A 25346-nucleotide genomic window follows, 5' to 3' on the forward strand; every position below is an offset into this window, starting at 1 on the left:
CGCGTCGCGTGCACTCTTCAATCTTTCTGCCAATCAACCAAAAGGTAGGTCTTGCTCCGGTAACAGGGTAACGCGCCTTAATCTTCGATTTCCCGCGGAATTTCTATGCCTGAGGCTCGTTCGAACAGTTTTCGGGCTTCCTCGAGAGGAGGAAAAGGGTACGCCTTGTAGGGCTTATTCGAAGTATCACCTCGTTCTCCGCGCAGCGTTTTCGATGCAAAACCTTTCGGCATGTATCGCGCCAAACCCAACGAAAGCTGCCTGCCGGTGGCTTTAAGACCATTCTTTTCAGCGAATGCATGAAAGTCCTGAGCCAGTACCCGAGCCGGCACCATCACGGTTTCGTGCAAGCTCCATTCATAAATCGGCACGTCCCTACCTTCGTGGCCAGTGATGCAAATGCCGTCCGTCAGACGATCGCTGAGGTACATTTGAACCGGGTCATTCAGCAAGCTCAGCAGCTTTTGCTGTTTAAGTGCGTCCGTTTCGGGGATGGACTCCGGGTTCCAATGTGCAATGTCGCGATTCAGAAGCTCTCCCAACATCGCCTCGTATCCGCCATTCTCCATTTGCTCGATGATCTGACCAAAATACCGGCGGCGCTCAACCGGGTCAGATTGATGAGGATTGGTCACTTCGAAAACCGCGTACCTCCGTTCCGAGCCATCAGCGCGAACAACATGTTCGTTATTCGACGTGATGATGACCCGCAGATAATTGGGTGCACTCCAAACCCCGAAAAACTTCCCCTCCAGCCGAAGAGTCGTTCTCGTGAGCAGGTCCTTCAAAACCCCGTCAGCCGACCGGTTACCGGGTGCAACCGCCTCCTCAAGCCCGAGCAGAGATGTAATTTCAAGCTTGTCATTGAAACGTCCCAGTACATCATCCATCCGTGAGGTGACAAACGCATGCTGTCCAAACAGTCGCCCGAAAATTTCGGTGATGATGCTCTTTCCCGCACCTTTCTTCCCAATCAGGACGAGCGCTGTGCCGACCGGCTTATCGAGATGCTGAACGGCGAATGCCATCCAATCCAATAGGTAGCGATAGCTCGCCTCATCTCCGTTCGCGACGTGGTCAAACAAGTGTTGCTTCAGCCGCGACCAGCCATCAGGGTCATCAGCGGCATTGACGGCGAAACCTTGCCAGAGATTTAGAAACTTTGCGCTGAGTTGCTTACCCGGCGCAAAGATCACGTCATCATATGACCTGCGTCGAGTGGACCCGAACCATGCGGCCCCGCGCGATATCCGCTTAACCTTCTTAGTATCCCCTTCCTCGTCATCCCGCGGAACGGCTAACTGCCGGACGTGCCTGTCAACGAAGTCCCTTTTGGAAAGATATGTTTGCGTATAGCGCCCGAAGCGAGGGTCAAAATGCTCCCAGAGCACAGCGGCCTTTCCACCCCGGATTACGATAGCGTGGCTTTCGTTAAGATGCTCTATTGATGCCAACCAAATTGCGTCAGAATTGAGCGTAACGTTCGGCTTTGCCTGATGCCCTGGATCTTCGTGGCGTGCCTTGATGGTCGCCGCCGCTTGGTCGAACAGCCAAAACAGGGGATCAGCACGGAAATTCGGTTCGTTCGAAAAGTCTGCCCAGAGTTTCGCCGGCTCACCCTCGCGATACTTATCCGTGCTGCTCTTCGACCAATCGTCGAAAATCTCCAATCCAGCTTCGCCATACGCATAAAATACCGCTCTCGCGACACGGATCCACGCATTTCGGTGCATATTGGGATCTAGAACATTCAACGCTGTTGTGGCTTCGGCGATGTCCACGCGGCTGTAGCCGGGCTTATGGCCGAGCAGCCTTCGCGGCTCAGCATTCACCGTCATATCATCTGCAAGGTGAGCGACCTCGCTAGGAGAAATGTTGCGTGCGGTACGGATGAGGGCGTTGAAGGGGAATGCCGTCGCCACGTCAGCGGGTAATTCGTCGGCTAGATCCCATTTCTCGCCAAATTCGTTCGGCACATCGACCATTGAGATTGACGCAGCTCCAGCGCGAAACGCAAATGCGGCGAACTTCCGCATCGCTTTGCGGCCGGGCTCGTCGTTGTCGGGCCAGAGGGTGATATTCCGCCCGGCAAGATCGACCATCTCGGCGCGGTGAACACTGCTCGCGCCGGACATCCAAGTGATAGTCACATGTTCAGGAAACAACTTCGCTGCTGCATCTGCTGCCTTTTCGCCTTCGACTATAAGGACCGGCGCCATCGGACGGGCGGCTAGACGGTCAAGCCCATAGAGGGGGCGCTGACCATCAATTGCCGTCATCCAGAAAATTGACCCCCCGTTTTTGGATTTTCCCAAATAGCGTAGCGGCCTGATTTCCTTCGGCTCTGTAGGGTGGTCAAATCGCAACACCGCTTGAATGATCTCGCCACCAGACGAGCGATATTCATAAATGGTCGGCTCGTATCCAGCCCTAATGAGACGTTCAATTGTTTGCCGCTCTCGACCTAATTGGGCGTACAGAATTTGGTTTCCGCTGAGGCCCGGAGGAAAAGGGACAATCGCGCCGTTGGCGTGAGAGCCGATCTCCCTGCCCTTTTCAACGCGCTCTGCGATAGTGGCGGGCGGAGCTTCGCTTGAATTTGACGAGGTGAATTCAGTTTCTTCGGACATGGTTCTTCTCCGGACGCCCGCTGAAAGCCCGACGGCGCCTGCATGATTATGTTGATGTTTGTGGTGTGAGGGTCTGGTGGGCTACAAGTCGGCCGTCGGGCGCTCGGCGAGCCATTTGACTACGGCGCTTCGTCGCCATCCGACGCGGCCAGGACCCAATCGCAACGGACGCGGGAAGCGCTCTTCTCGGATCATTCGGTAAATCTGACTGACGCTGTACGACACAGCGGCTCGCACTTCGCCGACCTTTAGGATCGGATCGATTTCTTCGCTTTTGTTTGCCATGGAAATTCTCCGTCGCGTTGATGACGGATGACCAAGTATGGGATTCCGGGGCGCAATGCCAAGTGTTCGGCAGCGAGGGTTTTAGCCGTTACCACGGACAACTGTCGCCGCATTTTGGCTAGACAAGTCCTTCAGAGGGTACTGAGACTTGACCAAAGAGCTTGGGCTCTCGCAAATTCCGACCTTTGAATCGGTTAATTCGCTTGAGGGATGAACGAATTACCGACCCATGATAAAGGCTGAGCCGAACAGATTCGGGGGTAGGATGGCGGAGCCGGGATTCATAGCATTTGAGCTGGACCTGATGGGTGCAGTGATGGGCCAAATCATTCCGACGCTGGATGCGCTTAGCAGCGCCCCGCTCACTGTAGAGAATGCCTCAGGACTACCCGAAGCTCAAGGCGTCTATCTGCTCCTTCACGGTGGCGAAATCCGATACGTGGGAAAAACCGATGCTGAGGCCGGGTTGAGAACTAGGATAGCTCGACACGCTCGGAAGTTTGAGCAGCGGCGGAATGTGCAGCCGCACGATGTGTGCTTTAAGGCCGCGCAAATTCTCGTTCTTACGGCTATGGATATCGAGTCTAAGGTTATTGCCCACTATGGTTCTGAGTGGAACGGTTCTGGCTTTGGTTCGAACGATCCGGGGCGTGAGCGTGAGACTACAAACAAACCCGAGCAGGGTTTTGATGCTCAATTCCCGATAGACATCGACATTCCGTTGGAGATTTTGAAGCCGGGAACAATGAGCGTTCATCAGGCACTCATTTTGCTCAAGGCAGCTCTTCCTTACACCTTGCGCTATGAAGTTAGGTTGCCTGCGGGGAGAACGAAAGCGGGCAGCCATGATTATCGTCTGAATCCTCATCCAGACATGGTCGCTGCTCAGCTCGCCGTAAGCGCGCCGAGCATGACAGTCAGGGAAACGATGAGACTGATTGTTAGTGCTTTGCCGCAGGGCTGGCAGGCTACCTACTTTGTGAGCCACGTCATTCTATACAAAGAAGATCGAACGTATCTTCACGGCGTGCCTGTGTAGAAAAAGGGTATCTCCCAAGGACGCGGAGCTCTGAGTTTATGGCCGACACCCTGTCTCCGCACGAGCGCAGCGTTCGGATGGGGCTAATCAAGGAACGGAACACTAAGCCAGAGATGGCGGTCCGAAGGCTTCTTCATGCGAAAGGTTTTCGGTATCGCCTTCACGCGAACGAACTTCCCGGCAAGCCTGACATCGTGTTTCGACGTCGACGGAAAGCGATTTTTGTCCATGGATGTTTTTGGCATCGTCATACCGACCCCGAATGCAATCTTGCTCGCTTTCCGAAAAGTCGTGCCGAATTTTGGAGGGCTAAGTTCGAAGCCAATCAGGCGCGTGATGCCGAGAATTGTCGCATGCTGCGGGAAATGGGATGGAATGTTTTGGTCGTGTGGGAATGCGAGTTGCGCGACGCAGAACAATTAGGCAACAAGCTCGAAAGGTTTGTCAGGGGGTAAGCATGAACGCGATCGAACTTTTTGCCGGTGCCGGGGGCCTTGGGCTTGGAGTCACGCGCGCAGGGTTCAAAACCGTTGATGTTGTCGAATGGGATAGATGGTGCTGCGATACCATCCGGCAAAACCGCGCTCGTGGGTCAGCGGGAATGGGATTATGGCCGGAGCCGCGCGAAGGCGATATTCGCCAATTTTCATTCGCCGAATTTGAAGGCAAGGTTGAGCTGGTCACTGGGGGGCCGCCCTGTCAGCCCTTCTCGCTCGGTGGTCGACATCGGGCACACCAGGATGACCGTGATATGTGGTCGGAGGCGGTGCGAGTAGTACGTGAAACGAAGCCGCAAGCCTTTATATTTGAGAACGTAAAGGGGCTTACACGGGCGACGTTCGAAACATATTTCACGTACATATTCCTCCAGCTCTCTTACCCGGAGATCGCGATTCGGCAGGGCGAAAGCTGGCTTGATCATCGCGCTCGTCTGGAACAGCACCACAGTTCAAACGGAAATTCGGCGCTGTCGTATCAGGTGCTTCCGCCGAAGGTTTTGAACGCAGCAAACTTTGGAGTGCCGCAAAAGCGCGAGCGCGTCTTCTTTGTGGGTTTCCGCGCGGATATGGGCATACATTGGTCTTGGCCGCGAGAGACTCATTCTCGCGAGGCAATGATCTGGGATCAATTGCGCGGTGACTATTGGGATCGTCACAAAGTTGTGCGTAAAGATCGGATCGCTGCACCTTCAATCCTGAGGGGCCTACCCATAGACTCTCCTGAACTTCAGCCGTGGCGCACTACCCGTGACGCGATTGAAGACCTTCCTGACCCAGAACTCTCACCTCGCTCCAAGTCTAGGTTTGAGGACCATCGTCATCAGCCGGGCGCACGCAGCTATCCGGGGCATACTGGAAGCCCGCTCGATGAGCCGGCGAAGACTTTGAAGGCGGGCGTGCATGGCGTTCCTGGAGGCGAAAACATGTTACGCCGCCCGGACGGTTCGGTGCGTTATTTTACCATCCGAGAAAGTGCTCGGCTGCAAACTTTTCCTGATGAACTCGTGTTCCATGGATCGTGGTCAGAGACGATGAGGCAACTCGGCAACGCCGTTCCAGTTGATTTAGCTCATGTCGTGGCGGAATCCGTCGCGAAACACCTCCGCTCAACTTCAGCCCGCTCCGGCCGTGTGTGATCCTTTGGTTTTGTTGTCGCGTGCACGGGTTCGATAGTTCCTGTCGACCGCGTCCCACGCGCTCGCCAAGTCCGAAAGATTGAACCGAAGTCCGGCCACGCGCAGCACATCGACAACGAATCTCTCGCACGAGCCCTTTAACGTCGCGTCATCATTGTCGTCGCGAACCTCCCTAACCTTCAAGGAGGACATCGACCATGAACGGCCTTCGCATTTTACCCAATGGCTGCGGCAGCGCTCGACTGCCTTTTGGAGAACGAGGTTTGGGACGGGGCCTCGCGCTAGCGCTGCCTTCACTGGTAACCCCGTCAAAGCCTGAAGCCGGGCGTCGATGCTTTCCCACAAAAATGGCGGACACGGTTGCACCGCGTCTGCGACGGAGGGCTGTTCAGGTAGCGAAGGCACAGGGGTTAGGGCCAAATCGGTCTCGTCGTAGAATGCCGTTTGGAGAATGTTCAGCTGCGCTGGCAAAAAGAGTTCGTCGGGGTCACCGATGTTCACGTCGAATATTTCTTCCAACAAGGCTGGATGAAAGCGGACCGCCGCATGGAAGTCTTTGTAAGCACCATAGAGTTTTTCGAGGTGGACCAACATTTGCGTCGCCTCCGCCTGCATCCGTTTTGCAAGGCGAAAGCCCTCGCTGCGGCGTGAAGCCATTTGCCGCGGATCGTTGTATCGTTCCTCTTGGTCTCGGCAGGAGAGGCCGAAAATCTGATCGACTAGCAGTTCCAGCCCTGCGCTGGGCAGCAATCCATTCCGCGCGGCAATCTCAGCAGACTCCTTCGCCAGTCCGGGCATGCTAATAGTGGGTTCGCTCAGGAGCGGACAATCGTTAAAAGCCTCTTCTCCCACTTAACCAACGCCTCCCGCTTTTCTTTTGCATAATCGTGCCGGTTGTAGATGCGGTCAACTTTGCCGTCTTCGTGATTTAGCACCTTTCGCGCGACCTCGCGTGGGATGCGCAGTTCCGCCAATTTGCTCCTTACGGTGCGGCGGATGTCATGAATTGTCCACCCGGCCGTCCCGGAAAGTCGATCCAGCTCGCGCTTCACTTTTGCAAAATTACTGCTTGCGGACATGCCGCCCGTGGTCGTGAAAACAAATGCTTCGCGACCGAATTGAGGTAGTGAGGCAAGTACGGCCTGCGCTGTCGTAGTCAGCGGCACGGCGTGCGCGCGATCTTTCTTTACCTTTTCCCGGGGGATCGTCCATGTTCGTCCGCTTATCTCGCACCAACGCATTGTCGCCACCTCGCTTCGGCGTTGGCCGGTAAGCAAAAACATGCGGTACATCTGCCCATAGGGATCTGTAAGTTGGAACGACGCATGCCAAATTGCCGCTATTTCTTGATCTGAAAGAATACGGTCGCGCTCGCGCGTGCGAGCAGGCGGTCTTATCCGTTCGAATTGGTTGGCAACCACCATGTCGCGATCCGCTGCCCAATTGAACAGCATCTTGATATACCTTAGCAGATTTACGGCAGCTTGCGGTGTGCCGTCTTCCATGATGCGATCAATAACCGCCACCACGTCCGCCTTACTGATCTGCCCGGCTTGCTTCGTATGAAGGTGGGATAACCGTGATGGCCGCTTTGCCGAACCTAGCAGCGCGGCCTGAATATTTTTCCATGATCGGGCATTCGGCCTCAAATGCCGTTCTACGTAGCTATCTATCATCTGCCGAAGGGTTAGGCTTTGCTGTCGCGTGGTCGCGGCATGAAGATCAGCGCCTTGATCAACTTCACGCATTTTCGCCAACGCTGCTTCTCGAGCGTCGTGCAAGGCTAGCAGCGGATACTTGCCCAAGGTGGTGCGGACCAGCTTGCCCCTGACCCGAAACATCACCGAGAAAGTTCGAGTGCCTTTGGAGGTCACTCGCAAATGCAGTCCCGGGCAAACTGCATCGACGAACTCGGCGCGTCCGTGCGTAGGCCTCGTACCAAGAGACTGAAGCCATCTGTCGGTAAATCGGTGAATTGCCATCTGTGGCCCCCTCTTTGTGAACGAGGGCAGCTCAATAAGGCGACAAAATCATATCCCGCAACACCGAATTTTCCACGGTATGACAAGCAGAAGGCGGAGATTCTCCTGTATGGGCCGACATGATTTCGAGCAAAAAGTTTAAGGCTTCGCGGGGTAACGTGTGGGGTAACGTGCGACCGCGTACGGGTGATTGTGGATGAGCGGGCATGACAGCGGGGGCAGCCGGAATTTGAGGAGTTCCGGTCGATATGATCTCACCTGCGTACCGCTTGCACCAAATTGCCAAGGTTGGGGTCGAGGGTTCGAATCCCTTCGCCCGCTCCAGTTTTCCTAACAATTTCCGACACTTACGCCGAATGGCGGCGTAATATGCGTCGTTACGCGGGCTCGATTTTTGCCTCGCGTAATAAGGACGTAATATGATGAGAGCGAGCTGTCGGGTGCCTCTAGGGCAGGATCGGCGACGTTGTTCGCAGAGGTTCGAACATTAATCCGCCGATCCGAGACGCCTCACATGCTCTAGCCTCTCTGCTGTTTGGTCTCTTGGCGGGCGTCGCGGAGGATTTCGATCCCGCCCTTGATAGCGATCAGCGCAGTCGCAAATCCAACCAGAAGGTCCGGCCAGTTCGTACCGAGCCACCAGACGAGGACACCCGCGATCAGGATGCCGCCGTTCGAGATGAAGTCGTTGTAGCTGAAGGTTGTCGCGGCTCTGAGGTTGACGTCCGGATCCTGAATGCGTTGCAAGAGCTTCAGGCAAGCATAGTTCACCACCGCAGCGACCGCCGACATGATCATCATCGTCGGACCGATCGGTTCGCTGCCTTCGAAATAGCGGCGTCCCACATCGAACAGGACGCCGGCCGCGAAGACCAGCAGCATGACGCCCGATGCCGTGGCAGCACGGGTTTTCCATTTCAGGCCGTGGCTGAGCGCAACGAGGCTCAAGGCATAGACCGCGGCGTCGGACAGATTGTCGAGCCCATTGGCGATGAGCGCGCTCGAATCGCCGAGCCCGCCGGTCACGAGGAAGGCGATCGCGATAGCCGCGTTCAGGACGAGAACGATCTGGAGCGTTCGCTTTTCGCGTTCGCTCCCGGATGCTTTTTCATTCATTGCAAGTTCCTCAATCCTCACCATCCCTAAGAGGAGGCGGAACCCTTTTGGGTTCCGTCCCAGTCAGCACTTCCGGTTGCCGTCGACAGGGGGGAGTGACGGCCATCCGGGAAGGTCTCAGCCTGCAGGGCTGGACACGCCGCTCGGGCGCGTCAATTCTTCCTCTTCGGCCTTCGCGGTCCGTCGATGGACCAAGAGGTAAAGCGCAGGCAGCACCAGCAGCGTCAGGATCGTCGATGAGATGATCCCGCCGATGACCACGGTCGCCAGCGGCCGTTGCACCTCGGATCCAGCCCCGACATTGAGCGCCATCGGTACGAACCCGAGCGACGCAACCAGCGCGGTCATCATCACCGGCCTGAGGCGGGTCAGCGCGCCCTGGCGGATTGCATCGACGAGCGCCTTTCCGCGTTCGCGAAGATCCTTGATGAAGGATAGCATCACCACGCCGTTGAGCACCGCGACCCCGGAGAGTGCGATGAACCCGACGCCCGCCGAGATGGAGAGCGGAATGTCGCGAAGCGCCAGCGCCGCGACCCCTCCCGTCAGCGCCAGCGGCACGCCCGAGAAGACGATGGCCGCGTCGCGAACCGACCCGAACAGCATGAACAAGAGGCCGAAGATCAGCAGCAGAACGAGCGGCACCACGATCTGGAGGCGCTCGGTCGCCGACTGGAGCTGCTCGAACGTCCCGCCATATTCGATATAATAGCCGTCGGGCAGCACGACATCGGCTTCGACCTTCTGGGTCAGCTCGTCGATGAATGAGCCGAGATCGCGACCACGGACATTCGCCGTGATCACCGCGCGGCGCTTGCCGTTCTCGCGGCTGATCTGGTTCGGCCCAGCCGCGAGCGATATCTCCGCCAGCTCCGAAAGCGGCACGAAGCCGCCGGCCGGAAGCGCAACGGGGAGATTGCCGAGCGACGCGAGGTCGGTGCGAATGGCCTCGGGAAGCCGGACAATGACGTCGAAACGCCGGTCGCCCTTGAAGAGCTCGCCCGCCTGCCGCCCGCCAGTCGCGGTCGAAACCGCATCCTGGACCGTCTCGATGCTCACGCCATAGCGCGCAAGCTTGTCGCGATCGGGCGTGACCGAAAGCATCGGCAGGCCGGTGACCTGTTCGAGCTTCACGTCCCGCGCGCCCGCGATCCCGCCGGCTACCTCCTCGATCGCCTGCCCCGATTCGAGCAGTTGATCGAGATCGTCGCCGAACAGCTTGATCGCAACGTCGGCGCGAACGCCGGCGATCAGCTCATTCATCCGCATCTTCACCGGCTGGGTGAACTCATAATTATTCCCCGGCACTTCGTTCACCGCCTTGTTGAGCTCGGCGACGAGCTGGTCGCGCGGCTTTCTGGGGTCGGGCCACTCCTTCCGGTCCTTGAGCATGATGAAATTGTCGGCGACCGACGGCGGCATCGGATCGGTCGCGACCTCGGGCGTGCCGATCTTCGCGAACACCCGCTCGACTTCGGGGAACTGCCTGATTCTCTTCTCCAGCGCCTCCTGCATCGCGATCGACTGGGTCAGGCTCGTTCCGGGAATGCGCATCGCGTGCATCGCGATATCGCCTTCGTCGAGGTCCGGGATGAACTCGGACCCGAGACTGGTCGCCGCCACGCCGCTCAGCGCGACAAGCACCAAAGCACCAGCCAGTGCAGCCTTCGGCCAATTGAGGACGCGGTCGAGCATCGGGCGATAGCCCTTGCCGAGACCGCGCATCAGCCAGTTCTCCTTTTCCTCGACCTTGCCGGTCACGAACAGCGCCACCGCGGCCGGAACCAGGGTGAGCGACAGCAGAAGTGCGGCGGTAAGCGCGAGGACGACGGTGATCGCCATCGGATGGAAGGTTTTGCCCTCGATGCCTTCGAGCGCGAAGATCGGCAGATAGACCGCGGTGATGATGATGATGCCGAAGATGCTCGGCTTGATTACCTCCGCGCTGGCCGAGGCGACGAGCCCGAAGCGTTCGTCGCGATCGAGCAGGCGCCCGAGCCTGTGCTGGGCCTCGCCGAGCCGGCGGAGGCAGTTCTCGACGATGATGACGGCCCCGTCGACAATGAGGCCGAAGTCGAGCGCCCCGAGGCTCATGAGGTTCGCCGATGTCCGCGTCTGGAGCATGCCCGTCAGCGTCATCAGCATCGCGACCGGAATGACCGCCGCCGTGATCAGCGCCGCCCGGAAATTGCCGAGCAGGAGGAACAGGATCACGATGACGAGGAGCGCGCCTTCGGCCAAGTTCTTCTGCACCGTCGAGATCGTCCGCTCGACGAGCGCGGTGCGATCGTAGAGCGGCTTGGCAACGACGCCCTTCGGAAGGGCACGCGAGGCCTCGACGAGACGTTCGGCCGAGGCCTGCGCGACCACGCGCGGATTCTCGCCGATCAGCATCGAGACCGTGGCAAGGACGACTTCCTTGCCATTTTCCGTCGCGGCGCCTGTGCGGAGCCCCGAACCGATCGCGACATCGGCGACGTCGGCGATCCGGATCGGAACCCCGCCGCGAGTGGTGACGATGATCTGCGACAGGTCGCGCTCATTATTGGCCTGACCCGGCACGCGGATCAGAATCTGTTCGCCGCTGCGCTCGACATAACCGGCGCCGCGGTTGGCATTATTGGCCTCGAGTGCGGTGACGACATCGTTGAGCGAGAGATTGAGCGAGGCGAGCGAGGCCGGGTTGGGGGTCACATGATATTGGCGGGCGTAGCCGCCGATCGTGTTGATCTCGGCGACCCCCGGGATCGTGCGCATCTGCGGCCGGATGACCCAGTCGGACATCGTCCGGAGGTCTTCCGCCGTATAAGGCGAACCGTCGGGTTTTCGCGCGCCCGGTTCCGCCTCGATCGAGAACATGAAGATCTCGCCGAGACCCGTCGAGATCGGGCCCATTTCGGGCTCCATCCCGGGTGGAAGCTGGCCGCGCGCGGCCTGGAGCCGCTCGTTGACCTGCTGGCGCGCGAAATAGATGTCAGTCCCGTCCTCGAAGACAACGGTGACCTGGCTGAGCCCGTAGCGCGAGATCGATCTGGTGTAGTTGAGGTTCGGAATGCCCGCGATCGCGGTCTCGATCGGATAGGTGATGCGCTGCTCGGATTCGAGCGGCGAATAGCCTTCCGCCTTGGTGTTGATCTGGACCTGGACGTTGGTGATGTCGGGAACGGCGTCGATGGGCAATTTGGTCGCGCTCCACGCGCCGATCGCGCAGAGGAGCGCGACGACCGCGAGGACGAGCCATCGTTGCCGGATCGAAAAGCCTATGGTTCTGGCTAGCATGTTATCCTGCCCCCCGATCAATGGTCGTGGCCCGCGCCGGACTTTTCGATGTCGGCGCGAACGAGGAAACTGCCCTTGGTAACATAGGCGGTGCCGGGCTTGATGCCCGACAGGACCTCGGTCCATTCGGGCGACGAACGGCCGAGCTTCAACATCCGGACCTCATAGTCCTGCCCGAAATTGGCATAGACCACCTTGAAGTCGCGGAAGGGCTGGATTGCCTCGGTGCGCACGGCGAGCGGCACGGTGACGGGGTTGACCATCACGCGGCCGCGCAAGGCCATGCCCGGGCGGAGCGTTCCCGAGCGGTTCGGGATGGTCGCGCGGATGAGCGCAGTGCCCGCCTCGACATTGCCGTCGGGCAGGAACTGCCCGAGCGGCGCGGTCGCGATTTCGGCGCCGTCCTGCGTCTCCACCGTTACCCGCATGCCCGGACGGATAATCGCGAGGTCGCGAGGGAAGATGTTGAAGACGACCGTGGTCTGCGCCGGGTCGGTGACCACATAGAGGGCGCGCCCGTCGGTGACGTCGCCGGGGTTGGCGTTGCGCTCGGCGATCACGCCGCCGACGGTCGCATATACCGGATAGACCTGGAGGCTCTCGCTCGACTCGATGCGCGCGAGAAGCTCTCCGCGCCGGACGCTGTCGCCCAACGCCTTGGTCACCGAGACGACGCGGCCGGGGAATTGGCCGCGAATTTCGGAGCGGGCGGTCGGCGACAGTTGGACGGTGCCGTAGAGTTCGCGCATCTCGCCCACCGTCGCCGGTCCGACGACCGCGGTTTCGATGCCGCCGGCCTTGGCGGCGTCGGCCGCGATCCGCGTGCGCCCTTCGGGGTTCGCATATTTCCAGACGTGCCGCTTGCCGCCCACGACCGCGACGACCTCGACATCGAAGCTGTGCGGTTCGGTGACGACACCTTGCCCTGCGAGGAATTTGCCCTGCGGACGGAAGGTGAAGCGATGGACGTCGCCGCCAAGCCGCGTGAGGGTGATGGCGAGCTGGACATCCTTCGGGTCGACCGGTTTGCCGTCCCGCGTTGCGAAAACGCGGAATTGCGGCTCCGTGCCATTCTCGAAGATCGTGACCTCGACCGCGAAATCGCCATTCTTGAGCAATTTGCCACCGTTCGGGCCTTTGGCATCTTCCTCGCCTTCGCCCTCGGCGTGGCTTTCGCCTTCTTCATGCTTGTCTTCGCCCTCGGCTCCGCCGCCGCAGGCAGCGAGAGGCACGGCAAGGAACAGCGCCGCAGCCGCGGCGGGAAATGGAAACTTCTTCATGGAATATTCTCCGCAAGGGGAGCCGCATCGAAGCGGCCGGTCAGGCGATCGATCTCCGCGAGCAAATCGCGGTAACTCGTCATGGCATCGGCCCACTGACCCTGGATTTGGATGATGACGTCGGCTGCGTCCTGTACGTCGGCGAACAGGAAACCGCCGCGGGCATAGCCTTCGCGCACCTGCGCGAGTGTCTTCACCGCCTTGGGATAGACGGTGTTCATGATGCCCTCGGCGCGCACCCGGGCTGCATCGGCATCCGCCCGAAGCGAGGCGAGACGCCGCAAGCGCTCGAGACGGTTGGCCTCGGACTGATATTCGAGCTGCCGCCGCTCCGCTTGTGCCCGCGCGATATTGCCCTGATTGCGGTCGAACCTTCCGAGCGGGATCGAGATGCCGCCGAGGACGGCGACATCATTGGTCTCTCGAAGGAAACGGGTCCCCCCCGATACCGTATAATCCTGATGCGCACGGCTCTGCTCGACGACGACCTGTGCCCGGGCGCGATCGACGGCAGCATCGAAGACTGCGGCGTCGGCTTCGGCCAGCGGCGGGTCACGCGGATCGGGCTTCTCGATCCCTTCCGCGATAACGAGGCTGTCGGGAGCGCCGCCCCAGAAGGACGTGAGCAGAGCGCGTGCCGATTGGCGTTTCGCCTGGACTTCCTTCAGGGCCAGCTCGGCTTCGAGAATGCGGGCATCGGCCCTTGTTTCGACAAACAGCGGGTCCTTGTAGCCGCGCACCCGCCGGATGGCCTCGGCGCGTATCTCCTTTTCGAGTTTGACGCGGTCTTCGGCGATCCAGACCATCTGTTCGGCGATCTGGACGTTGATGTAGGCGCGCTGGACCTGTTGGGCGATATCGAGCCGGACAATCCGCCATTGCGCTTCGGCCAGCACGACGCCGCGCTCGGCAAGCGCCATGCGCGCCTCACGCTTGCCGCCGCGTTCGAGCGGCTGCGAATAGGTGACGGTCAACTCGGACTGCCGGAACAGGCCATAGCCGCCTGTCCCGACGCCATTGTCCATATCGACCGAAACGGTCGGATTGGGACGGACACGGGCTTGCAGCTGATCGCCGCGCGCAGCGTCGACCCCCGCTTCGCCCGCTCTAAGCTCGGGCGATGCGGCGATGGCCCGCTCGACCGCCTGGTCGAGCGTTAGCGGCTGGGCCCAAACGGACCCCGCCAGCAGCGCAGCCCCGGCCAACAGGGCGGCGCGCATATGGATATGCATAAATTCTCACTCCTGAACGAGACGACTGAGCGCAGGCCGGAAAGGGCCGCGCGGCAGGCGTGGTTCAGGCGAGGGGAGGGTTCAGGGGGGGAGCAAGAGCGCGCGAAGCGAGGCGCGTCGCGGGCAGCACAAAGAGGAGGCCGCCGGAAAAACAGGACAGATCGTCATGGCCTGCGAGGGCCTGGTCGGATGCGACCGGGCAATTATGGTGACTGCCGTGGATGTCGGCATCCTGCTGACCGTTGGACGAATCCTTGCCCGAGGCATGACCCGATTCCGCATGGTGAGCGAGATGCGAATCGGTGGCATGGTGCGTCATGCCCGCCGCCGCCGGCGCAGCATTGTGGAGCCCGCTCAGAAGCAGGATAACCACAAGCAGAAGGCGTAAAGGAGCGCCGGACATCGGTGCGCCCCTAACAGCGAATGGATTGTTCCGAAAGTCCAAATCGGGCGCAACCGGTGCTGCGAGCCCATCGCATGCATGATGCACGTGGCAATGGACTTCCGCTTCGCGCTTGCGTTCAGCCCGGGCGCAGAGGACGGGGTTCCGAACCCGATTGGCGTCCATTCTGCCTGCCATCTCCTCGAACCGACTTAGCAATCTATAGTAGATATAGGATCGGCGGCTCATGTCGCAGGCCGGTACGTAGCGCGGTCCGTTCCAATCTCACGCGATGAACCAGAGTCCTGTGGAACCTATTGGTCTGCAATAGTCTCGGGCCCATGCTATGGTTTCATAGGAATATGAAGCATTCTCCCAAAAATATTCTAATTGTGACGATGATATTCGATGAGTGCTTTGATTTGGCTCGGGTTCTAATAAGTATCAAAATATTCAATACATGAATTTTGGCTTGATAATGTGATAACATTACAGATAGCGTTGGGCGGCCAGCAGGGTGTCTCGAAGTAGATTGAAAATCTTCTACTTTTCATCCTGCCGTTTCGATGCTAGGGGCCTGTTCCAATGCGACGGGTGATCCTCTTCCTGCTGACCATTCTCCTTGCATCCGGAACGGTTGCTGGGTCGCTCGCGCATGCGAGTGAGGAACGGGCCGAGACGAGCTTCCTGGTCGCCGCGATCGAAGCCGGCTGTGTCGCCGCGCCGGCAACCGAAAGCGCCGAAACCGACAAGAAGAAGTCGTCTTCTGGCGAACAGCAGCCGCTCCCGGCTGCCCCTCACGGCTGCCATGGGCATCACTCGGGTGTACCGGCGGAGACGCTGACCGCATCGACCGAAGTGCCTTGCAGCCAGTCGCACGCGCTCGTGCCCGCGGCCACGTTGCCGCCCGTCGCCTACATCGGGACATTCCGCCCTCCAATCGCCTGACGCTCTAGGTTTGCGCGCGCCCTCTGCGCGCGCCTCTCCCTGGAAACGTCAGGAGTCTCCTTTTCATGAAATCCATAGTTGTCGCCGCGACTTTCGCGGCGCTCGTTGCAGGCGCAAATGCCGCGCCCGTTGCTGCCCAATTGGCAGGAACGGAGCTCGTGGGTCCGCCTTCTTCATCCGACGAGGCGGTCCGCACCGGCCCGCTTCCCGCCCGATTGTCCCTCGCCCAGGCGATGGAGGAAGCCGACGCGCGGTCGCCGCGCGTGGTTGCCGCCCAGGCTGAAGTGGAGGCCGCGCGCGGCCGCCAGCGCCAAGCGGGCTATCGCTACAACCCGACGCTGAACGTCGACGTCGAGAATTTTGCCGGAACGGGTCCCTATTCGGGGCTCAATGGCCTCGAAACGACCGTGTCGGTCAACCAGCGGCTCGACATAGGCGGGCGCCGCCGCGCCCGCATGACGCTCGCCGACGCGGAGTTTCTGGCCGCGCAATATCGACTGGAAATTGCCCGCGCGGACCTCGCGTTCGACGTGCGCAATCAGTTCGCGACGGCGACCGCGGCCCGCGACAATCTGGCGCTTGCGCGCGAGAACGAAGCCCGAGCCCGCGAACTTGTTCGCGTCGCGCAGGCGATGGTCGACACGGGAAACGAGCCGCCGCTGCGGGCCTTCCGCGCCAATGCGGCCCTTGTGCAGGCGACCGCTGAATTGCGCACAGCCGAGGCCGAAGAGCGGACCGCACGCCGCTCGCTCGCGGCTCTCCTCGGCAGCTCGGTCCCGCCGGCCGAACTGGTTGATGGCGATTTGTGGGTGACACCGGCGACGGTGGACTCGCTCGCAACGCTCGACGTCCGACTTGCCGAAACCGAGAAGCTCATTGCCGAGGCGCGGCTCCAGGGGCAGCGGGCCGACGGCCGGCTCGACCCATCGGTCGGGTTCGGAGTGCGCCAGCTTCGCGAGACCGGCGATCGCGCGCTCGTCGCCAACGTCTCGGTACCGCTACCGGTCTTCGATCGCAATCGCGGCAACATCTCGGCTGCCAAGTCCGATGTCGCCGCCGCGATCGCTCGGCGCGAAAATGCCGTGGTCAACGCCCAGGCGGAAATCGCGAATGCGCAAGCCGAACTCGAGGCGGCCGAAGCGCGTCTCGCGGCGCTCGAAGGCAGCGGCATCGAGCAGGCGCGCGAAGGGGTCCGGCTTGCCGAGCTCAGCTACCGCGCCGGCAAGTCCTCGCTCGTCGAATATATCGACGCACAGCAGGCCTATGCGGCGACGCAGGCCGAACTGATCGCCGCGAGGCAAGCCCGGGCCGCGGCCCGTGCGATCCTTTCGCGCCAGGCGGCCGCCGATGGCGATGCGGACCATCAGCCATGAGCGCGCCGATCCTTCCAGCGGACGGAGGCGCCTTCGCCGCCGTCCTTTCAAGTCAACAGGGGTGCGCTGCCGGTCGGCGCGCGAACCGCATCATCAGCGGAGATAGAATATGATCACCAAGGACAAGCGCCTTCTCGGCACTGTCGCGGGCGCCATCGCCCTCGCCGCCGTCACCGGCTTCGGCGTCGCCCGCTGCACCGCTGATCCGGCCCCCGCGCCGGCTGCCGAAGGCGAAGCCGCAACTGAAAGCGAAGCGCTTCCAAGCAGCCTCGCTATCACACCTGAAGCGATCAAGGCCGCCGAAATCGGCGTCGAGGCAATCGGCGCCGGCGGTCTCGGCTCCGAAATCATCTCGCAGGCCACGGTCACTGCCGCGCCGAGCGGCGAGGCGATCGTCACCGCCCGCGCAGGTGGTGCGGTGACCCGCCTCTTCAAACGGCTCGGCGATCCGGTCCGCGCCGGCGAAACGATCGCGATCGTGCAAAGCCGCGACGCAGCGCAGATTGCGGCGGAACGGATTGCGGCCGATGCGCGCTCGACGCTCGCGCAGAAGAATCTCCACCGCGAGAAGACGCTGTTCGACCAGAAGGTGTCGGCACGCGTCGATTACGAGCAGGCGCAGGCCGAAGCCGCGGCTGCCGCGGCCGAAGCGCAACGTGCCCGCGCCGCAGCGAACGCGGCGCAGGTCACCCGCGATGGAAGTAGTGTGATCGTCGCGAGCCCGATCTCGGGACGGATCACGGCCGAGAGCGCGAGCCTCGGTGCCTTCGTGCAGCCCGAAACCGAATTGTTCCGGGTTGCCGATCCGAGCAAGGTGCAGATCGAGGCTGCGGTCGGTCCGGCCGACGCGCAGCGGCTGTCCCCGGGGGACCGCGCGATCATAGAACTGCCCGACGGACAGACGATCGACGCGCGTGTCCGCGCGGTGACGCCTGGCCTTTCGGGCGAAACCCGCTCGGCAACCGCCGTCCTCGATGTTCCCGGCGCGCTGCAGCCCGGCCTCGCGGTCCGGGTACGCCTGCTTCCCACCCGCGGCGCCGCGACCGGTGGTCCCGCAACGATCGTGATCGCCGACGAGGCGCTCCAGACGCTCGAGGGCCGCGACGTGGTGTTCGTGCGCACGAAGACCGGCTTCCGCGCGCAGCAGGTGACCGTCGGTCAGCGTAGCGCGGGCCGTGTCGAAATCCTCTCCGGGCTGAAGCCCGGCCAGATTGTCGCGACCAAGAACGCATTCCTGCTCAAGGCCGAACTCGGCAAGGGCGCGGGCGAGGAGGAATAGACCGTGATCGCGAAACTGATGGCGCTATCCGTCCGCGCGCGCTGGGCGGTGCTTTTCCTCTTCCTCGTGATCGCGGGCCTCGGCGTCTGGCAGCTCACCAAGCTGCCGATCGACGCCGTTCCCGACATCACCAACAAACAGGTGCAAATCAACACGATCGACCCGCGCCTTTCGCCGGTCGAAATCGAGAAACTCGTAACCTATCCGATCGAAATCTCGCTGGCCGGCATTCCGGGGCTCGAGACGACACGGTCGATCTCGCGCAACGGCTTCAGCCAGGTGACGGCCATCTTCTCCGATGAAACCGACCTCTATTTCGCGCGCCAGCAGGTGGGCGAACGGCTTCTCCAGGCGGGCGAAAATCTGCCCGATGGGGCGCAGCCGCAGATCGGTCCCGTAACGACGGGTCTCGGCGAGGTCGTGATGTACACCGTCGGCTATAAAAATCCTGACGGGAAGGGCGCCAAGAAGGTTGCGGGCCAACCGGGCTGGCAACCCGACGGCAGCTATCTGACCCCCGAGGGCGATATCCTCACCGACGAGATCGCGAAGTCGGGCTATCTTCGCACAGTCCAGGACTGGATCGTCAGCCCCCAGCTGAAGTCGGTCGGCGGCGTTGCCGGCGTCGACTCGATCGGTGGCTATGCCAAGACCTTCGTGGTCGAGCCCGATCCGACACGCCTCACCAGCTATGGCATTTCCTACAGCGAACTCGGCGAAGCGCTCGAACGCGCAAACCTCGCGGTCGGCGCCAACTATTACAACCGCGGCGGCGAGGCCTATCTCGTCCGCGTCGATGCGCGCGTTCGCTCGGTCGACGAGATCCGCAATGCCGTCGTTGCAACGCGCGGCGGGGTTCCTGTCACCGTCGGGCAGCTTGCCAATGTGAAGATTGGCGGCGACCTTCGAACGGGTGCGGGCAGCATGAACGGCAAGGAGGCGGTGATCGGCACCGTGCTCATGCTGATCGGCCAGAACAGCCGCACCGTCGCCGAGGATGTCTCGGCGAAGATCGCGCAGGTGTCGAAAACCTTGCCGCCTGGCGTCGAAGTGAAGGTGGTGCTCGACCGCGCCAAGCTCGTGAACGCGACCGTCGGCACGGTTGAAAAGAACCTGACCGAAGGCGCGCTGCTCGTCGCGGCCGCGCTCTTTTTCCTGCTCGGCAACTGGCGCGCCGCGATCATCGCGGTGCTCGTCATCCCCTTCTCCTTCCTGATGATGGCGATGGGCATGAACGCGTTCCGGGTCCCCGGTAACCTGATGAGCCTCGGCGCTCTCGACTTCGGTCTGATCGTCGACGGGGCGGTGATCATCATCGAAAACTGTCTGGCGAGACTGGCACACAGGCAGGAGCATGAAGGGAGATTGCTTAACCTTCGCGAACGTCTCGAGGAGACGATGCGGGCCAGCCAGGAGATGATCAAACCGACGGTCTTCGGCCAGGCGATCATCCTGCTCGCCTTCGCGCCGCTGCTGATGTTCACAGGCGTCGAGGGCAAGACCTTCTCGCCGATGGCCATCACCATCATGCTCGCGCTCGTCGCCGCCTTCATCCTTGCCATCACGCTGGTCCCGGCGCTCGTCGCGCTGATGATCCGCGGCAAAGTGGCCGAGAAGGAAGTCTGGGCCATCCGCAAGTCCAAGGAACGCTATCTGCCCTTGCTCGACAAGGCGATCGCGAAACCCTGGACCTTCATCGCGGGCGGCTTCGTCTTCTTCCTTCTCGCGATCCCCGCGTTTGGGCTTCTGGGTTCGGAATTCATTCCGCAGCTCGACGAGAAGAATATGGCACTCGCCTCGACGCGCGTGCCTTCGGTGAGCCTCGAACAGTCGCTGGCCATGCAACGTAATGTCGAGACGGCGATCTCGAGCCTGCCCGAAGTCGAACTGATGTTCTCGAAGACGGGTACCGCCGAGGTGGCGACCGATCCGATGCCGCCGAACATCTCGGATGGCTTCGTGATCCTGAAGCCGCAGGACCAGTGGCCGGCGGGCGTCGATAGCAAGGCCGATGTCGTCGAGCGGATCGAGAAGGCCGCTGGCGGCCAGCTCGGCCAGCTTTACGAGGTCAGCCAGCCGATCCAGCTTCGTTTCAACGAACTGATCGCGGGTGTCCGCGGCGACGTCGCCATCAAGCTCTACGGGGACGACCTCGACAAGATGTCGCTCGCCGCGAACGAGATGGTGAAGGTGCTCCAGGGCATTCCGGGTGCGGGCAGCGTCAAGGCCGACCAGGTCGGCGGCGCTCCGACGCTGGACGTGAAGCTCGATCGCAATGCGATCGCGCGTTACGGCCTGTCGGTGCAGGAAGTCGCCGACACCGTGTCGGCGGCGCTTGGCGGGCGTGAATCGGGTCTCCTTTACGAAGGCGATCGCCGGTTCGACATCACCGTGCGCGTTCCCGACGCGACCCGCGTCAATCTCGACGACATTCGCGCGCTTCCCGTGCTCCTTCCCTCGGAAGGCGGGAACCGCGGACAGATACCGCTTGCGCAAGTGGCGCAGATCCGGCTGACCGAAGGGCTCAACCAGATCAGCCGCGAGAATGGCAAGCGGCGCGTCGTCGTACAGGTGAACCTCGAAGGCCGCGATGCGGGCTCCTTCGTGGCCGAGGCGCAAGCGAAGATTGCCAATGTGAAGCTTCCGGCGGGCTATTATCTCGAATGGGGCGGGCAGTTCGAAAGCCTGCAGGCCGCCTCGAAGCGGCTTTCCATCGTGGTGCCGCTCTGCTTCGCGGGTATCTTCATCCTGCTGTACATGGCGCTTGGCACTTTCGGCCGAGCAACTGCCGTGTTCCTTGCGGTCCCGCTGGGGCTCGCAGGCGGGGTGTTCACCCTCGCGCTTACGGGCATCAACTTCTCCGTGTCCGCAGCGGTGGGCTTCATCTGTCTCGCCGGCGTCGCGGTGCTCAACGGTCTCGTCGTCATGACGGCGATCCGCGAGCGGCTCGAGAATGACGTGCCGCTCACCGAGGCGATCCGCGAGGGCATGATCGAGAAGATGCGCGCGGTGATTATGACCGGCTTCGTGCCCGCGATCGGCTTCGTGCCGATGGCGATCGCGACGGGGACAGGCGCCGAGGTGCAGAAGCCGCTCGCGACGACCGTCATCGGCGGCCTCATCGCAGCGACCATCCTGACGCTTCTCGTGCTCCCGGCCATCGCGAAGGTCGTTCTTGGCGCGAATTGGCAGCCCGGTTTCCTGAAACGCAAAACCGAGCCGGCCGAAGCGCCGGTCACGGAATAGGAGAGGACCATGCAAAAAGCATCCAAGCTATTGCGCGTTTATACCGACGAGTCTGCCTTCTTCGGCGACCAGCGCGTCTTCGAGTTCATTTCCGAACTCGCCCGCCAGCAAAAGCTGGCGGGGGTCACCGTCCTCGAAGCGGTCCTCGGTTTCGGCCGCTCGGCACATCTCCACCGCAAGCATGCGCTGGAGAATGACCGGGCGGTCGTGATCGAGATCATCGACGAGGAGCAGCGGCTCCGCGACTTTGCGGCGCAGCTGTCCGAAATACCGGACATAGGGCTCATAACGCTCGAAGCGGTCGACATCCTCGGCGGGAAATCCGCCGTGGAGCCTCCCGATGTCCAGAGCTGACCGGCAAATTGCCGGTTTCCACCGCGGCGCAGGTCCCCGGCCTGCGTCGCGGACCAGCTTGCCGGAGCGAGGGAGCTGCCGATGTTCTCGGTAGGGACCTCGCTCCGCCTGCCGGTCCCGATCGGCCGCGTCTGGCGGTTGCTCATCGACATCGAGCGCTATGCCGACTGGCATCCGACATTGCGCTTATCGGAGCATCCGGGAGATGAGGAGCGCATCGACTATGTCTATTCCCCGCGTGGGCCGCGCGGGCCGGAGCTGGCCGCCGAAGGGCGGATCACCGGTCTCGACTGGCTCAAGGGCTTTTCGTGGCGAACGGGCATGCGCGGCCTGCTCGTGATCGAGGAGAGCTATCGGCTCGAGAAGTTAGGCCAAGGCGTCGAGGTGACGCATCGGCTCGATTGCCGCGGCTTCTTCTCGTGGCTCGGCTATCCATTCCTGCGCCGCGCGTGCGCGGTGTTCCTGCGCCGCTCAAACGCTGCGCTCGAAAAGCATTTCCGCCGCACGACCGTTCAGTCCCGCTACGCGCGGCCGAGCGGACGTCGCGCATGATTGTAAATTCGAAACCTGGCCGTCGGAGGCCCCTCTCATTCGCCCCCCTCACCACGGGCAGGGATCTCCGGCGGTCGGGGAGGTGCGGGAGCCGGGTCGCATCCCGCAGAGGCTCCCGCACCTCATCCTGCCCGGCGTTTAGTGTATGTCCGGATCACAGTGCCGATGGCCAAGAGAAAAGGATGGCATCATGAGTGACCAGTTGCGGCTCGATATTCCGCTTCTCCTCCCCGAAGTCGCCGATACCGCCGACCGCTGTGTCGCGCGCCTGATGGGCGAACTCGAAGGACGCGAAGGCGTCGACAAGGTCCATGTGGTCCGCTCAAGCGATGGTTCGCCGCCGCAGCTCTGCATCCATTACCGTCCGGATATTCTCCCGCTCGAACGCGTGCGGCAGCTCGCGCGCAGCGCCGGTGCCGAGCTCACTGACCAATATCAGCATCTCTTCTGGGACGACCTCGAAGGCGTCGGCCACGCCCGGCGCGCGCGGACGATCGGACTTAAGCTTCGCGAAATGCCGGGCGTGATCGAGGCCGAAGTCGGGGCCGCCGGCACGCTGCGCGCCGAGTTCCAGCGCTCGGAGACCTCCATCGAAACGATCAGAAAGACACTGTCGGATATGGGCGTCACACAGAAATCGACTGCCGTCGCCGCGGCTACCCCGGCACAACCCCCGCACCAACATGGCGATGATGGCCATGACCATGGACCGGATCATGCGCATGGGCCTGATCACAAACATGGCCACACGGGCGAGGACAGCCACGACCATGGCCATGATCATGGCGGCATTTTCGGCGAGCGGACCGAGCTGATCTTCGCGTTGCTGTGCGGTCTCGTGCTCGGCATCGGCTTTGCCATCGAGAAGCTGGCTGCGGCGCCGGAGTGGGTACCGCTCGCATTCTACATTGCCGCTTATGGTTTCGGCGGCTGGTTTACGGTCCGCGAGGCGATCGAGAATCTGAAGCTCAAGCGCTTCGAGATCGACACGCTGATGCTCGTCGCCGCTGCGGGCGCCGCAGCGCTCGGTGCGTGGGCCGAAGGCGCGCTGCTCCTTTTCCTCTTCAGCCTCGGTCATGCGCTCGAACATTATGCTATGGGCCGGGCCAAGCGCGCGATCGAGGCGCTCGCCGAGCTGGCGCCGCAGACCGCGATCGTGAAGGGGGCCGACGGCAGCACCCGCGAAGTGTCGGTCGAGCTTCTGCAGATCGGCGACACCGTGGTGGTCAAGCCCAACGAGCGGCTGCCCGCCGACGGCTTCGTCATCGTCGGACGCTCGGCGGTCAATCAGGCTCCGGTGACGGGCGAGAGCGTTCCGGTCGACAAGGAGCCGGTACCCGATCGCGCCGCTGCCGCCGCGAAGCCCGATGTGCTCGAGGCGAAATATCGCGTCTTCGCAGGCACGATCAACGGTCATGGCGCGATCGAGATCGCTGTGACGCGCCTCGCTGCCGATACCACGCTCGCCAAGGTCGTGAAGATGGTGAGCGAGGCGGAGACGCAGAAATCGCCAACCCAGCGCTTCACCGACAAGTTCGAGCGGATTTTCGTGCCGAGCGTGCTCGCGCTGGTGTTCGTCCTGCTCTTCGCCTGGGTCGTCGTCGACGAGCCTTTCCGCGACAGCTTCTATCGGGCGATGGCGGTCCTCGTCGCGGCAAGCCCGTGCGCGCTCGCCATTGCGACGCCGAGCGCCGTCCTGTCCGGCGTTGCGCGTGCGGCGCGCGGCGGCGTGCTGGTCAAAGGCGGCGGCCCGCTCGAAAATCTCGGCTCGCTGACTGCGCTCGCTTTCGACAAGACGGGCACGCTCACCGAGGGCAAGCCGCGCATCACCGATGTTCTGCCGGCAAGCGGCGTGCCGAAGGAGGAACTGCTGCGCATCGCGGTGGCCGTCGAACGGCTGAGCGACCATCCCCTTGCCGCTGCGATCGCGCGCGATGGCGAGGCCATGCTGACATCGGCGCGCGTACCGATCGCGGACGACCTCAACAGCCTGACGGGGCGCGGCGTCACGGCGAAGGTCGAGGGCGAGACCGTTCTGATCGGCAGGGCCGAAATGTTCGGTGCCGACGGCATCGCACCGATCGGGGGCGAAGTGGCGGCGGCGATCGCAGGCCTCCGCGAACAGGGCCGCACGACGATGGTGGTCCGCATGGGCGACCGCGATCTTGGCGCGATCGGCCTGATGGACACGCCGCGCGAAGCGGCGCGCACCGCGATCGCCAAACTCCGCGAACTCGGCATCGGCCGGATGATCATGATTTCGGGCGACCACCAGAAGGTCGCGGAATCGATTGCCGCAGAAGTCGGGATCGACGAGGCCTGGGGCGACCTTATGCCCGACCAGAAAGTCGATGCCATTCGCGACCTCAAGGCGCAGCAGCCGGTCGCCATGGTCGGCGACGGCGTCAATGACGCACCGGCGATGGCGAGCGCCACCGTCGGGATCGCGATGGGCGCCGCAGGGTCCGATGTCGCCCTCGAAACCGCCGACGTCGCGCTGATGGCCGATGACCTCGCTCATCTGCCGTTCGCGATCGGGCTCAGCCGCCAGACGCGCCGCATCATCCGCCAGAATCTGGTGGTCAGCCTCGGCGTCGTCGTGGTCCTCGTGCCGGCGACGATCTTCGGGCTCGGAATTGGTGCGGCGGTCGCGGCGCACGAAGGCTCGACCCTCGTCGTCGTCGCCAACGCGCTTCGCCTGCTCGCCTATCGCGATCGCAGCATGGGCTGAGG

Annotated in this window: 19 protein-coding genes; 10 read left to right on the forward strand and 9 right to left on the reverse strand. The window is 62.0% G+C overall.

Annotated elements, in window-relative coordinates:
* Positions 1-77: 77 nt before the first annotated feature.
* Positions 78-2630 carry a DUF5906 domain-containing protein gene (locus J2X44_RS02055; protein WP_310087623.1) on the reverse strand — a complete coding sequence of 851 codons (2553 nt, stop codon included), beginning with the start codon at positions 2628-2630 and terminating at the stop codon, positions 78-80.
* 81 nt (positions 2631-2711) lie between these two features.
* Complete coding sequence (locus J2X44_RS17590; protein WP_405053336.1) at positions 2712-2915, reverse strand: helix-turn-helix transcriptional regulator; 204 nt, start codon at positions 2913-2915, stop codon at positions 2712-2714.
* Between the two features lie 265 nt (positions 2916-3180).
* On the opposite strand from J2X44_RS17590, the gene J2X44_RS02060 reads away from it, so the two are divergent.
* From J2X44_RS02060 to J2X44_RS02070, 3 genes are read left to right on the forward strand one after another with little or no spacing between them, the layout of a single operon-like run.
* A complete protein-coding gene (locus J2X44_RS02060; protein WP_310087625.1) occupies positions 3181-3954 on the forward strand; it encodes a GIY-YIG nuclease family protein in 774 nt (257 codons plus the stop codon).
* 38 nt (positions 3955-3992) lie between these two features.
* Positions 3993-4409 carry a very short patch repair endonuclease gene (locus J2X44_RS02065; RefSeq protein ID WP_310087626.1) on the forward strand — a complete coding sequence of 139 codons (417 nt, stop codon included), beginning with the start codon at positions 3993-3995 and terminating at the stop codon, positions 4407-4409.
* Between the two features lie 2 nt (positions 4410-4411).
* Positions 4412-5590, forward strand: coding sequence for a DNA cytosine methyltransferase (locus tag J2X44_RS02070; protein ID WP_310087628.1), 1179 nt, complete (start codon positions 4412-4414; stop codon positions 5588-5590).
* On the opposite strand, the gene J2X44_RS02075 is transcribed toward J2X44_RS02070, so the two are convergent.
* The 7 genes from J2X44_RS02075 to J2X44_RS02105 all read right to left on the reverse strand — a co-directional run bounded on the left by J2X44_RS02075 (position 5567) and on the right by J2X44_RS02105 (position 14882).
* The gene (locus J2X44_RS02075; protein WP_310087629.1) at positions 5567-6388 is read right to left on the reverse strand and encodes a hypothetical protein; all 822 of its coding nucleotides are present in this window, start codon (positions 6386-6388) and stop codon (positions 5567-5569) included. The genes J2X44_RS02070 and J2X44_RS02075 overlap by 24 nt on opposite strands.
* Positions 6389-6405: 17 nt before the next feature.
* On the reverse strand, positions 6406-7572 hold the full coding sequence (locus J2X44_RS02080; RefSeq protein WP_310087630.1) for a tyrosine-type recombinase/integrase: 1167 nt from the start codon (positions 7570-7572) through the stop codon (positions 6406-6408).
* 519 nt (positions 7573-8091) lie between these two features.
* A complete protein-coding gene (locus J2X44_RS02085; protein WP_283420344.1) occupies positions 8092-8688 on the reverse strand; it encodes a cation transporter in 597 nt (198 codons plus the stop codon).
* 117 nt (positions 8689-8805) lie between these two features.
* Entirely contained in the window at positions 8806-11967 is a 3162-nt protein-coding gene (locus tag J2X44_RS02090; RefSeq protein WP_310087633.1) for a CusA/CzcA family heavy metal efflux RND transporter, read from the reverse strand.
* Between the two features lie 17 nt (positions 11968-11984).
* Positions 11985-13247 carry an efflux RND transporter periplasmic adaptor subunit gene (locus J2X44_RS02095; RefSeq protein ID WP_058455311.1) on the reverse strand — a complete coding sequence of 421 codons (1263 nt, stop codon included), beginning with the start codon at positions 13245-13247 and terminating at the stop codon, positions 11985-11987.
* Positions 13244-14479, reverse strand: a complete 1236-nt coding sequence (locus J2X44_RS02100) for a TolC family protein (RefSeq protein ID WP_058455310.1) — start codon at positions 14477-14479, stop codon at positions 13244-13246. Before J2X44_RS02100 ends, J2X44_RS02095 begins: the two co-directional genes overlap by 4 nt.
* A 64-nt stretch (positions 14480-14543) precedes the next feature.
* Positions 14544-14882 carry a hypothetical protein gene (locus tag J2X44_RS02105; protein WP_310087637.1) on the reverse strand — a complete coding sequence of 113 codons (339 nt, stop codon included), beginning with the start codon at positions 14880-14882 and terminating at the stop codon, positions 14544-14546.
* A gap of 564 nt (positions 14883-15446) precedes the next feature.
* On the opposite strand from J2X44_RS02105, the gene J2X44_RS02110 reads away from it, so the two are divergent.
* From J2X44_RS02110 to J2X44_RS02140, 7 genes are all read left to right on the forward strand, one after another.
* A complete protein-coding gene (locus J2X44_RS02110) occupies positions 15447-15809 on the forward strand; it encodes a hypothetical protein (RefSeq protein ID WP_058455308.1) in 363 nt (120 codons plus the stop codon).
* A 65-nt stretch (positions 15810-15874) separates the two neighbouring features.
* Positions 15875-17182 carry a TolC family protein gene (locus J2X44_RS02115; RefSeq protein ID WP_156416613.1) on the forward strand — a complete coding sequence of 436 codons (1308 nt, stop codon included), beginning with the start codon at positions 15875-15877 and terminating at the stop codon, positions 17180-17182.
* A gap of 109 nt (positions 17183-17291) precedes the next feature.
* Entirely contained in the window at positions 17292-18461 is a 1170-nt protein-coding gene (locus J2X44_RS02120; RefSeq protein WP_058455306.1) for an efflux RND transporter periplasmic adaptor subunit, read from the forward strand.
* Between the two features lie 3 nt (positions 18462-18464).
* The gene (locus J2X44_RS02125; RefSeq protein ID WP_058455305.1) at positions 18465-21707 is read left to right on the forward strand and encodes an efflux RND transporter permease subunit; all 3243 of its coding nucleotides are present in this window, start codon (positions 18465-18467) and stop codon (positions 21705-21707) included.
* A 9-nt stretch (positions 21708-21716) separates the two neighbouring features.
* Positions 21717-22061 carry a DUF190 domain-containing protein gene (locus J2X44_RS02130; protein WP_058455304.1) on the forward strand — a complete coding sequence of 115 codons (345 nt, stop codon included), beginning with the start codon at positions 21717-21719 and terminating at the stop codon, positions 22059-22061.
* 81 nt (positions 22062-22142) lie between these two features.
* Positions 22143-22613 (forward strand): SRPBCC family protein, encoded by a 471-nt coding sequence (locus J2X44_RS02135; protein ID WP_058455303.1) that lies wholly within the window; start codon positions 22143-22145, stop codon positions 22611-22613.
* Positions 22614-22803: 190 nt separating this feature from the next.
* Positions 22804-25344, forward strand: a complete 2541-nt coding sequence (locus J2X44_RS02140) for a heavy metal translocating P-type ATPase (RefSeq protein WP_058455302.1) — start codon at positions 22804-22806, stop codon at positions 25342-25344.
* Positions 25345-25346: the final 2 nt, after the last annotated feature.

Source organism: Sphingopyxis sp. BE259 (assembly GCF_031457495.1).
GTDB lineage: Bacteria > Pseudomonadota > Alphaproteobacteria > Sphingomonadales > Sphingomonadaceae > Sphingopyxis.

Bases quoted from the DNA above. Each gene is read 5' to 3' on its own strand.
- J2X44_RS02110 (WP_058455308.1), top strand. From the start codon at position 15,447: ATGCGACGGGTGATCCTCTTCCTGCTGACCATTCTCCTTGCATCCGGA.
- J2X44_RS02100 (WP_058455310.1), bottom strand. From the start codon at position 14,479: ATGCATATCCATATGCGCGCCGCCCTGTTGGCCGGGGCTGCGCTGCTG.
- J2X44_RS02075 (WP_310087629.1), bottom strand. From the start codon at position 6,388: ATGCCCGGACTGGCGAAGGAGTCTGCTGAGATTGCCGCGCGGAATGGA.
- J2X44_RS02105 (WP_310087637.1), bottom strand. From the start codon at position 14,882: ATGTCCGGCGCTCCTTTACGCCTTCTGCTTGTGGTTATCCTGCTTCTG.
- J2X44_RS02080 (WP_310087630.1), bottom strand. From the start codon at position 7,572: ATGGCAATTCACCGATTTACCGACAGATGGCTTCAGTCTCTTGGTACG.
- J2X44_RS02055 (WP_310087623.1), bottom strand. From the start codon at position 2,630: ATGTCCGAAGAAACTGAATTCACCTCGTCAAATTCAAGCGAAGCTCCG.
- J2X44_RS02060 (WP_310087625.1), top strand. From the start codon at position 3,181: ATGGCGGAGCCGGGATTCATAGCATTTGAGCTGGACCTGATGGGTGCA.
- J2X44_RS02140 (WP_058455302.1), top strand. From the start codon at position 22,804: ATGAGTGACCAGTTGCGGCTCGATATTCCGCTTCTCCTCCCCGAAGTC.
- J2X44_RS02120 (WP_058455306.1), top strand. From the start codon at position 17,292: ATGATCACCAAGGACAAGCGCCTTCTCGGCACTGTCGCGGGCGCCATC.
- J2X44_RS02090 (WP_310087633.1), bottom strand. From the start codon at position 11,967: ATGCTAGCCAGAACCATAGGCTTTTCGATCCGGCAACGATGGCTCGTC.
- J2X44_RS02095 (WP_058455311.1), bottom strand. From the start codon at position 13,247: ATGAAGAAGTTTCCATTTCCCGCCGCGGCTGCGGCGCTGTTCCTTGCC.
- J2X44_RS02065 (WP_310087626.1), top strand. From the start codon at position 3,993: ATGGCCGACACCCTGTCTCCGCACGAGCGCAGCGTTCGGATGGGGCTA.
- J2X44_RS02135 (WP_058455303.1), top strand. From the start codon at position 22,143: ATGTTCTCGGTAGGGACCTCGCTCCGCCTGCCGGTCCCGATCGGCCGC.
- J2X44_RS02115 (WP_156416613.1), top strand. From the start codon at position 15,875: ATGAAATCCATAGTTGTCGCCGCGACTTTCGCGGCGCTCGTTGCAGGC.
- J2X44_RS02070 (WP_310087628.1), top strand. From the start codon at position 4,412: ATGAACGCGATCGAACTTTTTGCCGGTGCCGGGGGCCTTGGGCTTGGA.
- J2X44_RS17590 (WP_405053336.1), bottom strand. From the start codon at position 2,915: ATGGCAAACAAAAGCGAAGAAATCGATCCGATCCTAAAGGTCGGCGAA.
- J2X44_RS02130 (WP_058455304.1), top strand. From the start codon at position 21,717: ATGCAAAAAGCATCCAAGCTATTGCGCGTTTATACCGACGAGTCTGCC.
- J2X44_RS02085 (WP_283420344.1), bottom strand. From the start codon at position 8,688: ATGAATGAAAAAGCATCCGGGAGCGAACGCGAAAAGCGAACGCTCCAG.